We start from the raw sequence: 13489 nt of genomic DNA, 5'->3' as shown, positions 1-13489 counted from the left end.
TCGCCGCTCGCGTGCGCGGTCGATCAGGAAGTTCGTGCCTTGGTCGCGATCGGTTTCGCGCGCGGGGATGGGCCGATGCGATCTATTCGATAACTCGTGAGCGGCACGTGCGATGGATCGGGATCGGTCGACAGCTGTCGCTCGGCGGTGCCGGCGGCCTGCGGATGGCAGTAGTCGTCGCTGGTTGTATGCCGGACGGTGAACGCCAACAGCAGCGTCACCACGGCCAGCGTGAGCAGGCCGGTCGCGCCGAGCAACAGTAGCCGCCAGGCGTGTCTCCTGCGCGCCACCGCGTCCGCGGAATGAACCAGGAATTCACGCGCGAGCCGATTCAGCGAGTTCGTCTTGGCGTCGAGTTCGACCGCGTTGTCCAGGCGACACCGTCCGTAGAGCTGCCTGGCTGGCCGGCCGCCTGCCGACCAGGCGCGTGCGTCCTCCTCGACGCGTTGGCGGGCCGGAGCGAACGCCGTTTCCTCGGTGAGCCAGCCGGTCATCCTCGGCCACCCCGTGAGCAGTGCATCGTGTAGCAGTTCGACCTCTCCATCGTGGTGGACCAAAAGGCGCGCGGCGGCGAACTTGCTGATGATCGCCGCGGTGCGTCTCGGGTCGATGGACTCGCTGACGAGGAGGTCATAGCGGACCCGATTGCGGATCGTGGTATTCGGTCCGACCAAGGCGAGCGTGAGGAGAAGTCTTCTGGCCGTCTCGTGTTCGACGACGTCGAGCTCGGACCACACCCGTTCTGCGGTCGCGGCGATGGTGCCCGAGACGCGGCCCGCGGCCTGATACAGGTCCAGGGTCAGCGCTTTGCCCTTGCGCTTCGACCAGATCTCGCGCAGGACGTGGGACAGCAGCGGAAGCAGAGCGGCCCGGTGATTCGGGGACGCGGTGGAGTGGACATCGGCGATCAGGACATCGACGAGGTGCTGGTCCACCCGCACGCCGAACGCGGCGGCCGGGCCGGTGATCGCTTCGCGCAGTTCGTCATCGGTCATCGCGCCGAGCACCATGGACCGTTTCGGCAGCGCGGCGGCGAGCGGTTCGTAGTCCAGCAGTTCAGGGACACAGTCGATATCGAGGGCAAGCACAACCACATTGGTGCTCGCCAACCCGCGCACCGCGTCGAGGAAGAAATTGCGTGTTTCTTCGTCCGCGCACCTGGTGAACAGTTCCTCGCCCTGGTCGATCAGGATCAGCCGATTGCTGTCGCCGGTAGGGGAGACGGCACGAAGCGCGGCGAGAGGTTCGGCGCCGAGGCTGATAAGGATCGGTGTACGCGATCCCGCATGAGCCTGCAGGCCGGCGGCAAGCAGCGACGACTTGCCGGTCCCCGGATAGCCGAGCAGCAGCACCAGCGACGTGTCGCCGGCGGCGGCGGACTCGACCAGGTCGGTGAGCTGGCGCAGCGCAGACTCCCGGCCGAAGAACAGGTCCGCATCCTCGGCGCGGTACGGCGCGAGGCCACGGTACGGCTCGCGATTCGGGTCGCAGACAACGGCTTTGGCGTCCGAGCGAGATGCCGCCCAGGTCGCGCGCCAGCTCTCCAGATCGAGGAGTGACCGATCGAGGCCAGGTGCTGTGCTGCCGCGGTTCTCGACCGCGCTGATGAGCACCTCCAGCACCGGGCACGCGGCCTCGAAGGTGGCGGGCACCCGGTCCGCGCGGCGCCACTTGCTGATCTGCTGCTCGGTGACGGTCGTCGCCCCGTTGGTTCGGGTATGGACCGCGCGGACAACGGATTTCGTCGGCGGTGCGCCTGCCGCACGGAAAAGCTGGGTCAGCCGCTCGCCGAAAAGTCCTTTCCGGTAGGACATTTCGCCTACCCGAACTCGGCCGAGGGCACCGGCGGTTCGATGATGTCCCCGGCTGGGCGTGCCGCCCGCTGGTACTCGAACTTCATCGCGCGGGAATTGTTCGCTACGGCCTCGCTTGCTGTGGTCATCGGTACCCCTTGAGCTGGTCGAACGTCCAGAAATATACAAGGATGTATTTAATGCCAGTATGTACACTTTTCGAGTGGGCACGCAACGGGATGACGATGAGACGGACATCACTGCCCCGCACGGGCGGCCGTTGTCGCGTAAGCGACGTCAAACTCGGGAGCGACTCTTGGCTGCCGCGTTGGACGCGTTTTCGGAACGTGGGTTTCATGCGAGCTCGGTGGAAGACATCTGCGAGCGGGCCGGCATGACTCGCGGCGGCTTCTACGGCAACTTCTCCTCCAAGGAGGAGCTGTTCCTGGCGCTGCACGAGCAGCAAACCGCCCATCTCATCGATGCGATCAGCGCGTCACCACAGGCGAACAACGCGTCGATGCGGGATTATGTGCCGGCGTTCCTGGACACCATCCCGCAGGATCGCCGGTGGCATCTGGTCAACAGTGAATTCGCCCTGCACGCGCTGCGTGATCCCGCGGCGGCGGCCGTCCTGGTGGAGGCAACGGCGCGGTTGCGTGCTCAGATGAGCAGCCGGATCGACGACGTACTCACCGGGGCCGGCCTCCGGCTCACAGTGCCCACCGACACCGTGGTCCGCTGGCTGTTCGCCGTCCGTAACGGCGGACTCACCCAGGCATTCCTGGAGCCCGACCTGCTGCGCCCCAATCAGCTGCTCGACCAACTCGCGCAACTACTGCTCATCGTGGCGACCCGCGCATCCGACGACGATTAGCTCACCTGTCTGACGCCGTAGGCGGTGGTGAGGACCTCGGCGAGTTCGTTGGCGAGTCGCTCAGCGTGGGTGACCGGAATGAGATGATCGTGCGCCCCGGCGATCAGGGTGGTCGGGACGATCAGCCGCACGGCTGCTCGACCGAGTTCGGTATCGGCAACCAGCGCACCGGATTTCGACCGCACCAGCGCCGGGCACGATCGCATGATCGCCATCGAGAAGTCGACGATGTCCTCGGTGGCCGCCGGGTTCGTGATCCGGTGGGTCGTCTAGTTGGGCAGCACGCTGATCACTGCCCCGGCCGCCGCCGCGTCCGGTGACTCGATCACGGTGCTCTACAACCCCGACGGCACCGTTTCCCATCAACTCGAGATGGCGACAACCCCGCATCCAGACAACTCGGCTGAAGTCACCGCGTGGGTCGACAACGGCGAACCCGAGCACAGCTCGTTCACCGCCGACCAACTACGCACCGCCGCAGCCCAACAACCCGCCGTCGCCAAAGAAATCGGCCTAGGGCCTGTTTCATAAGTGCTGGGGCAGCGCAGATGAGCTGAAAGTTGTTGCGGTGGTTGGCGTGTTGGTGACCTGATGCGAGGGAGGTCTCCGGTAAAGGGGTTTAGCGACCAAGCAAAACCTTGAATACCGGAGACCTCGTGACCAGCGTATCGGTCGCGGGGCGTGCGGATCTGACCGATGCCCAGTGGGCGCGGTTGGAGCCGTTGCTGCCCCGTGGTGTGAAGGCGGGCCGTCCGCCGAAGTGGACGAAACGGCAGCTCATCGACGGGATCCGGTGGCGGACCCGCACCGGCACGCCGTGGCGGGATGTGCCGGTGCGGTATGGGCAGTGGCAGACGATCTATGGGCTGTTCCGGCGCTGGCAGCGTGGCGGGAGGTGGGCCTTGATCCTGAAAATGTTGCAGGCCTTCGCTGATGCTGTCGGCGCGATCATCTGGCAGATCAGTGTGGACTCCACCATCATGCGGGCCCACCAGCACGCCGCTGGCGCCCGCCGCGACGGCGACGGGCAGAAACATCCACCCGGCGGGGTCGAAGTCGAACCCGCCGACCACGCGCTGGGTCGCTCGCGTGGCGGATGGACCACGAAACTGCACCTGGCCTGTGAGCAGGGCCTACGGCCTCTGGCGTTGCTACTGACCGGCGGCCAAGCCGGTGACAGCCCGCATTTCGCCGCCGTGCTCGCCTCGATCCGAGTGCCACGCCTCGGACTGGGCAGGGCGCGGGTCCGACCAGATCGGGTCCTGGCCGATAAGGCCTACTCCTCCCGCGCCAACCGCGCCTACCTGCGCCAACGCGGGATCAAAGCCACCATCGCAATCCCGGGTGACCAGGTGGCTCACCGCCGTAACCGCGGCTCGGCCGGCGGTCGGGCACCGGCCTTCGACTCCGAGGCTTACCGAAACCGCAACGCTGTCGAACGCGGCATCAACCAGCTCAAGCAACACCGTGCTGTCGCAACCAGATACGACAAACTCGCCGTCCGCTACCTGGCCACGATCCACATCGCCGCCATCAACCAGTGGCTCCGATGCCCCGACTTATGAAACAAGCCCTAGGTGACTGCGCATTGGCCATCGGCCTCAACGCGCTGTGGCCCGATTCGCTGTGGGGCCGATCGGATGGTTCGGCGCGCTCGTTCTCGCCGCCATGTTGGTGACCATACCCTTCACGCTCCTGACATGTTTCATGCCGATATAAAGCCGACTGACGCGGGTGACCGGCGGTTCTGGGAACGCATAGCGGGACGGGTGTGCTTGCAGCGGATTTCGGTGGAATGTACCGGACATGAGGACAGTGTGGTGAGGACGTAAGTCCCGCCGCCGTGAGCACGAGTCCTCTTATCGCAGGGCTCGCGCACGCGCAGGCTGACCCGTATGCATTCCTCAGTCTCGCTGCCGCTCGACAGCGTCGTTTCCGTGGACACCGCGCTGGTTGATGGCGAGCCTGGGATCGACCTCGACCCCACCGAGCGGGTCGAGCTGCTGTTGCGCGATCTGCACAGTTCTCGATCCGGCCTGACCAGTCGTGAGGCGCAGCGGCGGTTGATTCACGTCGGGCCCAACGCATTGCATCGGCGGGGTGGCCGGACTTGGCCGCGCGAGTTGATGGTGCAGTTCACTCATCCGCTGGCGCTGCTGTTGTGGGCGGCGGCGGGTTTGGCCTGGCTGGTTGGCATCGAACCGGTGGCCATCGCCGTGATCGTCGTCATCGTGATCAACGCGGCGTTCGCGTTCGTTCAGGAGCGGCATGCGGAGCGGGCGGTGGAGCTGCTGGCGGCGTATCTGCCGGCACGGGCGACGGTAGTGCGTGACGGTGAGATGGCTGCGATCGATGCCGTCGATGTGGTGCCTGGCGATGTGCTGGTGATCCAGGAAGGCGATCGGATTTCGGCCGACGCGCGGTTGCTCGAGGGCGGTATCGAGGTCGATCTGTCCGAACTGACCGGGGAATCGCTGCCGGTGTTCCGCTCGGCCGATGCCGCGGAAGCCGGGGTGCCGCTGGCCCAGGCCTCCGATATCGCCTTCAGCGGGACCGCATGCACCGGTGGCGACGCACAGGCTGTCGTATTCGCCACCGGTATGCATACCGAGCTCGGCCGAATCGCGGCGCTGTCGGAACGGGTCGGACACGACGAGAGCCCGCTCGAACATCAAGTGCGCCAAGTGGCCTGGCTGATCGCCTTGGTCTCGCTGCTGCTCGGTGCGGCGTTCGTGCCGCTTGCGACGCTGGGTGCCGGGCTGTCGCTGCTCAACGCGGTGGTCTTCGCGGTAGGTCTGCTGGTGGGCAACGTCCCGGAAGGTCTGCTGCCGACGATCACCTTGGCGTTGGCGGTCGGCGTCCGCGACCTGGCCCGTCGTGGCGCGGTCGTGAAGCGGCTCAGTGCGGTGGAGACCCTCGGGTCGACCGATGTGATCTGCACCGACAAGACCGGCACGCTCACCGAGAACCGGATGCGGGTCACCGTGCTGCACACCGCAACCGGCACGCACGACCTCGAATCGCGCACACCGCGCCCGAGCGACCCTACGCTGACTCGACTGGCGACCGCGATGATCGCCTGCAACAACGCCCGTTTCGATCACACCGGACGGGCGCTGGGCGATCCGACCGAGACCGCCATGCTTGTCGCGGGTGCCGCCTTGGGCGCGGAGGTGGACTCGGACGAACGACAACGCCTGCGGCAGAAGCAGTTTCATTTCGACCCGGCACGCAAACGGATGTCGACGATCGACAGCTCCAGCGACGGAGTCTGGGTGCACACCAAGGGCGCACCCGAGACAGTGCTACCACTGTGCACTACCGAACTCGACGCCGACGGCCACCCGCAACTGCTGACCACTGACCGACGCACAACACTGGTCGATTTGGTGGATGCGCAAGCGCGGCAAGGACTTCGGGTACTCGCGGTCGCCGAACGCCGACTGCCGAGCGGCACCCCGCCGGATGCCCGCGACCAAGCCGAACGGGACCTGCTGCTACTCGGCTTCGTCGCGATGACCGACCCGCCTCGCGCTGAGGTCGCCGACGCGGTGGCGGTATGCCACGCCGCAGGCATCCGCATCATCGTCATCACCGGCGATAACGGTCTGACCGCCGCGACCATCGCCGCCCAGGTCGGGATCACCCATGGCGAACCGGTCGTGGTGACCGGCGAGGAACTCGAGCGGATGAGCGAAGCCGAGCTGGACACACTGCTGTCCACGACGCCAGAGCTGATCTTCGCGCGCTCCTCGCCCGAAGCGAAACTCCGTGTCGCGGACGCACTTCGCGAGGCCGGACATGTCGTGGCGATGACCGGTGACGGCGTCAACGACGCCCCCGCCCTGCGGCGCGCCGATATCGGCATCGCGATGGGCCGCTCCGGCACGGATGTGGCCCGCGAGGCCGCCACCATGATCCTCACCGACGACAACTTCGCCACCATCGCCGCGGCGATCGAGGCCGGGCGGCGGGTCTATGACAACATCCGCAAGTTCATCTTCTACATCTTCGCCCACGCGACTCCCGAGGTGACCCCGTTCATCGTGTTCGCGCTCTCGGGTGGCTCTATTCCCTTGCCGCTGACCGTCTTACAGCTACTGGTCATCGATATCGGCACCGAAACCCTGCCCGCACTCGCACTCGGTCGCGAACCAGCCGAGCCCGGTCTCATGCGACGTCCACCGCGCCGACGCGACGAGTCGATCATCCAGATCCCGATGGTATTGCGCGCGTGGCTGTTCCTCGGCGCGATCGCCGCGGCACTGGGAATGGCGGGCTTCTTCTATGTCCTGCTCGGTGCGGGATGGCATCTGGGTGATCCCACCGGCCCTGGCACGCCTCTGCATCACGCTTATCTGCAGGCCACGACGATGACATTCTTCGGCCTGGTGGCCGGCCAGATCGGCACCGCGTTCGCCGCCCGCACCGAACGGGCCTCGCTGCGCTCGATCGGCGTGCTGTCCAACCCACTGTTGTTGGGGGGTATCGCATTCGAACTCGCGCTCGCCGCCGTGGTCGTTTATGTCCCGCCGATTCAGCACTTGCTCGGCACTGCCGCGCTCACCCCGGCCATGCTCGCCTTCACGGCACCGTACCCGTTCATCATCTGGGGCGCCGACGAGATCCGGCGCTGGCTGCTTCGCCGAAGGGCCGGAGTCCCCGAAACCATCGCGCCCGCAGCGTCGTTCGCGAAAACCTGAAGACATCGAATCCCGTACACCGAGAGGTAGATATCATGCTCGAACTCCATGGCCGAAGCGCCGTCGTCACCGGCGGTGCCCGCGGTATCGGCGCGGCGATCGCGCGCACGCTCGTCAAGTCCGGCGTCGGCGTCGTAGTGGCCGACATCCTCGATCAAGAAGGTGCCGAGACGGCCGAATCTCTCGGTCCGACAGCGATATTCCGCGAACTCGACGTCACCGACGAACACGGGTGGCGGCGGGTGCTCAATGATGCCGAGGCGAACTTCGGGCCGCTGGCCGTCCTGATCAACAACGCGGGCATCCTCGACTTCGGTGGCATCGAAACCGAGTCGCCTGCCATGTTCCGGCATGTCGTCGACGTCAACCTGGTCGGCGCCTGGCTCGGTATGCACCTTGCGGCGCCGCGGCTGCGTGCCGCCGGGGATGGCGTCATCGTCAATATCTCCTCCACCGCAGGCCTGATCGGCTATTCGGGGATGGCCGGTTATGTGGCCAGTAAATGGGGCCTGCGCGGACTGACCAAGGCCGCCGCGATCGAGCTCGGCGACGCGGGCATCAGGGTCTGCTCGGTACACCCCGGCCCGATCCACACGCCGATGACGGCCGGACTGACGAACATGGCTGCGGGACAACCCCTCCCGCGCTTCGGCGAGCCGGAGGAGGTCGCCTCGATGGTCGGCTTCATCGTCACCGAGGCCGCCTTCTCGACCGGATCGGAATTCGTCCTCGACGGCGGCGCTACCGCCGGTGCGACGCTCGTGCCGCCTCCCGAGACGCACGAAACATGGCGCTAGCCAACCCGTCACAGCAGAGTTAGGAATTCACATGTCCGCCAATGCCATCAATCCTCCAGTCCTCGTCGGTATCGATGGTTCCGTCACCGCGACCGAGGCCTTGCGCTGGGCAGCTGTCGACGCCGTACGACACGGCGCCCCGCTGCACATCGTGTACGCCATCAGCTTCCCGATGGACTTCGGACCGGGGATCGCCTTCGACCAATTCGACTACGACACCTACCGCGCGGACGGCATCGCCGCGGTCGCCGCGGCACGTGATTTCGCCGCAGCGGCGGCCGCACCCGTCGACGATCTCGACGTCAACACATTCGTGGTCGAGGCACCACCGATACCGGTGCTACGGGATCGGTCCAAGGACGCGCGGCTGCTCGTCGTCGGCACACGCGGTATCGGCGCCTTCCGTCGTGGGCTGCTCGGCTCGGTGAGCACCGCTTTGGCCAGGCACGCGCACTGCCCGGTCGCCGTCATCCCCGAACCCGAACACTACGAACCGCGTCGAGCGCGGGGACCCGTGCTGGTCGGAGTCGACGGCTCGCCGAGCAGTATCCAGGCCATCGACGTCGCGTTCGACGAAGCGTGCCATCGCAACGTCGCATTGCGCGCGGTCCTCACCTGGTCCGAATCCCATCGCTACATTTCCCGCGCCGACAGACAGAAAGAGGGCGAGGAACTGCTGTCCGAGGGCCTGGCAGGCTACGCGGAGAAGTATCCCGACCTCGAGGTACAGCGTGTGGTCACCCAGGATCAGCCGGCGAAGCGACTACTCGCGGAGGCCGAACAGGCACAGCTGCTCGTCGTCGGCAGCCACGGCCGCGGCGGCTTCGCGGGCATGACCCTCGGGTCGGTCAGCCAAGCAGTCCTGCACGGCGCCGACTGCCCAGTCATCATCGCCCGGCACCCTGGCTGACGCAGCGCGACGATGACGGACCGGCCTGCTCCACCAAGAGGCCGATCTACCCGTCACCCGGTGCTGTTCGGCCCTGGGATCGAGTTGCGCCCGAGCGCATTCTATGGATGGCAGAAAAGGATTCGTGCCCTCAGAAGGAGCAGTTGTGAACGTATTAGCCATTGTCCTCACCGTGGTCGTGGTGGCGCTGATCGCGCTGGCACTGTCCATACGAGTGGTGACCCAATACGAAAAGGGAGTGCTGTTCCGGCTCGGGCGCGTAATCGCGGTTCGCGAGCCCGGTCTCAATTTCATTGTCCCGGTGATCGATAAACTGCGGAAAGTGACGATGCGCATCATCACCATGCCGATCCAATCGCAGGGCATCATCACCCGCGACAATGTCAGTGTCGATATCTCGGCCGTCGCCTACTTCAGAATCGTCGATGCCGAAAAGTCGGTCGTCGCGATCGAAAACGTCTACGCCGCCATCGATCAGATCGCGCAGACCACGCTGCGCAAGGTCGTCGGGCAGCACACTCTCGATGAGGCGCTCTCCGAGACCGACGTCATCAACGCCGGTATCCGGGAGATCCTCGATACGACCACCCTGGAATGGGGTGTCGAAGTCACCCTGGTCGAGTTGAAGGACATCCAACTGCCCGACAGCATGAAGCGGGCCATGGCACGCCAAGCCGAGGCCGAGCGCGAGAAGCGAGCGAAAATTATTGCCGCAGAGGGTGAATCAATGGCTGCCGCCGCGCTGGGCGATGCCTCCGACACGATGATGGCCCATCCGCTTGCCCTGCAGCTACGCAATCTGCAGACCCTGATCGAACTCGGCGTCGACAAGAACACCACCGTCGTATTCCCGGCGCCACTGATGAGCGCGATCGGCGAGATCGGTAGCTTCTTCGCCCGCGAAACCGCGGCCGCGTCCGCGCTCACCGGCGTGCAACCGCCGCTACCGATTCATCCCACACCGAAGCCCAACGGCACCTCCACCCCGGCGGCAACGACGCCGATATCGAACTGACTGAACGACGAGGCCGTTATCGAGATGGCAAGCGAAGACCCGTCGATCAGCATTGGCGGGTCTCGTGGACACAGTGAGTCGATCCTGACAAGTGACGAGGGCATGCCCAAGATGCGTCTCGACAATCTCGCGGCGGCGCCCGGTCGCACCGCCAATGACTACGGTGCGGTCATCTTCGATATGGACGGCGTGGTCACCGATACCGCCGAAGTCCATGCGGCCGCGTGGAAGTCGCTGTTCGATCAGGTGCTGCCCGAACTCGCCGGTCCGACACAGCCGCCCTTCGACGCCGATGTCGACTATCGCAGGTGGGTGGACGGCCGAAGCCGTGAGGACGGGGTGCGGGCCTTCCTGAAATCCCGCGGTATCGAACTGCCCGAAGGCACCCCGACCGATAACCCCCGGCAGGTAACCATCGCAGGCCTGGCCGCCCGCAAACAACAGCTGTTCGCGGCCGCACTGGCACAGGTTGGTGTGCGAGTGTTCCCCGACGCGAAAAACCTGCTGGAACAGCTGCGCTCGGCCGCTATACCAACCGGACTGGTCACTGCGAGCCGCAACTGCGCCGAAATACTCGACGCGGCGGCAATCGCCGAACTGTTCACCGTCCGCGTCGACGGCACCGACGCACTGCGCATGAACCTGCCTGGCAAACCCGACCCTGCCATGTTCCTCGAAGCCGCGCGGCGGCTGCACGTCCAACCCATCGACGCCGTGGTCATGGAGGACGCGGTAGCTGGTGTCCGCGCCGCGGCGATGGGCGGATTCGGGCTGGTTGTCGGAGTGGACCACACCGGGACCGGTCCGCAACTGACCGACGCGGGCGCCGATGTCGTGGTCACCGACCTCACCGATCTGCAACTGTCGCCCACCACCGTGATCGGCGAGCGAGACACCCGATGGTGTGGTGGTGCGACCACCGCGGGCGACGGCGGCTGGAATCTGATCTACGACCGGTTCGACCCGGCGCTGGAGGGGACGCGGGAAGCGTTGTGCACGTTGGGGAATGGATACTGGGCCACCCGCGGCGCGGTGCCGGGCAGCGCGGCGGACTCGGTTCACTATCCTGGGACGTATCTGGCAGGGATCTACAACCGCCGCACCACCGAAATCAACGGCGGCACAGTCGAAACCGAGCATCTGGTGAACGCACCTGATTGGGCGTTCTTGACCGTCCGTCCGGCAGACGGCCCGCTGCTACGCCCCGATTCGCCCGAAATGCTCAGTCATCATCAGGATTTGGATCTACGGGCCGGCGTGCTCACCCGGGTCAACCGGTACCGCGACAGCACGGGCCGGACCACCCGCGTCACCTCCCGGCAATTCCAGTCGTTGTCGCATCCACACCTCGCCGCAGTACAGTTAACCCTCGAAGCGCAGGATTGGGCCGGATCCATTGTGGTCACCTCGGCGATCAACGGACGCGTAGCGAACCGCAATGCGGCCGCCGACCACGATCTCGCGCACGACCATCTGCGACCGGTCGGATCCCGGCAGCTGGATCCCGACACCGTGCTGTACGAGGCGATCACCAATCAATCGGGCATCACCATTGCCACCGCCGCGCGCACCCACAGCGAAGTCGCCGTGTCCGATCGTCGGGTTATGCTCGACAATGCGTGTCCCGGAATCGAATTCACGATCGATCTCCGTTCCGGTACACCTGTGACCATCGAGAAGATCGCCGTCATGACGACATCGCGGGACCGAGGCCTGTCCACGGCCGTGCTGGCGGCCGAGCATCGGATCGGCCGGGCACCCGGGTTCGAGGCCTTGCTCGCCGCACACATCGAGGCATGGGCGCACCTGTGGGACCGGTTCGGCATTGCGCTCGGCGGCGGTCGTCATCACCGACTCGCGTTGAATCTGCACATCTTTCACGTTCTGCAAGCGACCATTACGGTCGGTCCGGACGATGATGTCGGTCTGCCTGCTCGCGGGCTGCACGGTGAAGCCTATCGAGGCCATATCTTCTGGGACGAGCTGTTCGTCTACCCCGTGCTGACACTGCGCAGACCCGAACTGACCCGAGCGTTTTTGCGCTACCGCTATCGCCGGTTGCCACAGGCGCGCGCGGCGGCAAACGCCGAAGGACTCGCGGGAGCCCTGTTTCCCTGGCAGAGCGGCAGCGACGGGCGCGAGGAGACTCCGGACCAACTGTTCAACCTTCGCAACGGCCAATGGATGCCGGACAATTCACGCCGTCAGCGTCACGTCGGACTCGCGGTCGCCTACAGCGTGTGGCAGTACTACCAGGCCACCGCAGACCTGCGGTTCCTCATGGACTGCGGCGCCGAGATGCTGGTGGAGGTGGCACGGCTGTTCGCCAGTCTCGCCGTGTACGACCCAGCGGACGACCGATACGACATCACCGGGGTGATGGGACCGGACGAGTACCACGACGGCTACCCGGATACGCCGGGCAGCGGTCTGCGCAACAACGCCTACACGAACGTATTGACCGCTTGGGTCCTGGCCCGTGCCCACGCGGCGGTAGCACTGCTCGCCGGCCACGATTGCGACCCGCTGCGCGATCGGCTGCGGATCGGATCGGACGAACCCGGGCAGTGGGATCGGATCAGCAGACGGCTGCGCGTGCCGTTCCACGAAGGCGTTATCAGTCAGTTCGAAGGATATGAGCAACTGGACGAATTCGACTGGGACGCTTACCGATCCGAATACGGCGAGATCGGCCGCCTCGACTTGATCCTGCAAGCCGAGGGTGACACCACCAACCGCTACAAGCTCTCCAAACAAGCTGACGTACTCATGCTGTTCTACCTGTTCTCCGCCGACGAATTACGTGACCTCTTCGACCGTCTCGACTACTCGCTGCCGCCGGAACTCATCCCCCGCACCGTCGAGTATTACCTCGCCCGCACCAGTCACGGCTCCACCTTGAGTCGTTTGGCGCACGCCTGGGTCCTGGCGCGCACCAACCGCGCTCTGTCGTGGTCGCTGTTCACCGAGGCTCTCGACGCCGACCTGGCCGACACCCAAGGCGGCACCACTCGCGAAGGGGTCCATCTGGGTGCCATGGCAGGCACCGCGGATATGGTCATCCGCTGCTACGGCGGCGTCGAAACCCGCGACGATATCCTCCGGCTACATCCGGTCCTGCCCGACGAATTGCCGCGAGCCGAATTCACCCTCAGCTACCGCGGGCAACCGCTCACCGTCATCCTGACCAGCACCCGAGCCGTTCTGCGCCTGCATCCCAGCACGGTTGCTCCCATTCGGGTCAGCGTCGAGGACATCGAGAAGACGCTGTCCGCCGGGCAATCGTGGGAAGTGCCGCTGAGCCGATCTGCCCTCGGCGCCGGGGCATCGGTCGAGTAGCGGTGTGGATTTACGCAGTCCGTCGCGGTGCGTCCGAACGAAAGCCGAAGTCGGT

General features: G+C 65.6%; 11 protein-coding genes. 8 read left to right on the top strand and 3 right to left on the bottom strand.

The features are described 5' to 3' along the window. Window positions 1-23: 23 nt before the first annotated feature. Entirely contained in the window at window positions 24-1814 is a 1791-nt protein-coding gene (locus tag OG203_RS17395; protein ID WP_405166698.1) for an AAA family ATPase, read from the bottom strand. Between the two features lie 5 nt (window positions 1815-1819). Continuing rightward, window positions 1820-1942, bottom strand: a complete 123-nt coding sequence (locus OG203_RS17390; protein WP_405166697.1) for a hypothetical protein — start codon at window positions 1940-1942, stop codon at window positions 1820-1822. A 74-nt stretch (window positions 1943-2016) separates the two neighbouring features. Between OG203_RS17390 and OG203_RS17385 the strand changes: the two genes are divergently transcribed. Next, window positions 2017-2670, top strand: a complete 654-nt coding sequence (locus OG203_RS17385) for a TetR/AcrR family transcriptional regulator (RefSeq protein ID WP_405166696.1) — start codon at window positions 2017-2019, stop codon at window positions 2668-2670. On the opposite strand, the gene OG203_RS17380 is transcribed toward OG203_RS17385, so the two are convergent. Beyond that, window positions 2667-2885, bottom strand: coding sequence for a hypothetical protein (locus OG203_RS17380; protein WP_405166695.1), 219 nt, complete (start codon window positions 2883-2885; stop codon window positions 2667-2669). The two genes, OG203_RS17385 and OG203_RS17380, sit on opposite strands and share 4 nt — an antisense overlap. A gap of 58 nt (window positions 2886-2943) precedes the next feature. Between OG203_RS17380 and OG203_RS17375 the strand changes: the two genes are divergently transcribed. From OG203_RS17375 to OG203_RS17345, 7 genes are all read left to right on the top strand, one after another. Further along, entirely contained in the window at window positions 2944-3201 is a 258-nt protein-coding gene (locus OG203_RS17375; protein ID WP_405166694.1) for a hypothetical protein, read from the top strand. Window positions 3202-3326: 125 nt separating this feature from the next. Further along, complete coding sequence (locus tag OG203_RS17370; protein WP_405162543.1) at window positions 3327-4235, top strand: IS5 family transposase; 909 nt, start codon at window positions 3327-3329, stop codon at window positions 4233-4235. Window positions 4236-4565: 330 nt separating this feature from the next. Further along, window positions 4566-7373, top strand: a complete 2808-nt coding sequence (locus tag OG203_RS17365) for a cation-translocating P-type ATPase (protein ID WP_405166693.1) — start codon at window positions 4566-4568, stop codon at window positions 7371-7373. Window positions 7374-7408: 35 nt separating this feature from the next. Beyond that, window positions 7409-8170, top strand: coding sequence for an SDR family NAD(P)-dependent oxidoreductase (locus OG203_RS17360; protein ID WP_405166692.1), 762 nt, complete (start codon window positions 7409-7411; stop codon window positions 8168-8170). A 31-nt stretch (window positions 8171-8201) separates the two neighbouring features. Next, window positions 8202-9080, top strand: coding sequence for a universal stress protein (locus tag OG203_RS17355; protein WP_405166691.1), 879 nt, complete (start codon window positions 8202-8204; stop codon window positions 9078-9080). A 145-nt stretch (window positions 9081-9225) separates the two neighbouring features. After that, the gene (locus OG203_RS17350) at window positions 9226-10095 is read left to right on the top strand and encodes an SPFH domain-containing protein (protein ID WP_405166690.1); all 870 of its coding nucleotides are present in this window, start codon (window positions 9226-9228) and stop codon (window positions 10093-10095) included. 111 nt (window positions 10096-10206) lie between these two features. Then, window positions 10207-13434: a beta-phosphoglucomutase family hydrolase gene (locus OG203_RS17345; RefSeq protein WP_405167896.1), complete on the top strand. Its 3228-nt coding sequence runs from the start codon at window positions 10207-10209 to the stop codon at window positions 13432-13434. Window positions 13435-13489 lie beyond the last annotated feature (55 nt).

The sequence above is a fragment of the Nocardia sp. NBC_01499 genome (assembly GCF_045040275.1).
Taxonomy (GTDB): Bacteria; Actinomycetota; Actinomycetes; order Mycobacteriales; family Mycobacteriaceae; genus Nocardia.
The sequence above is the reverse complement of the archived record's forward strand: the minus strand, read 5'-3'. Positions and strand labels throughout refer to the sequence as shown.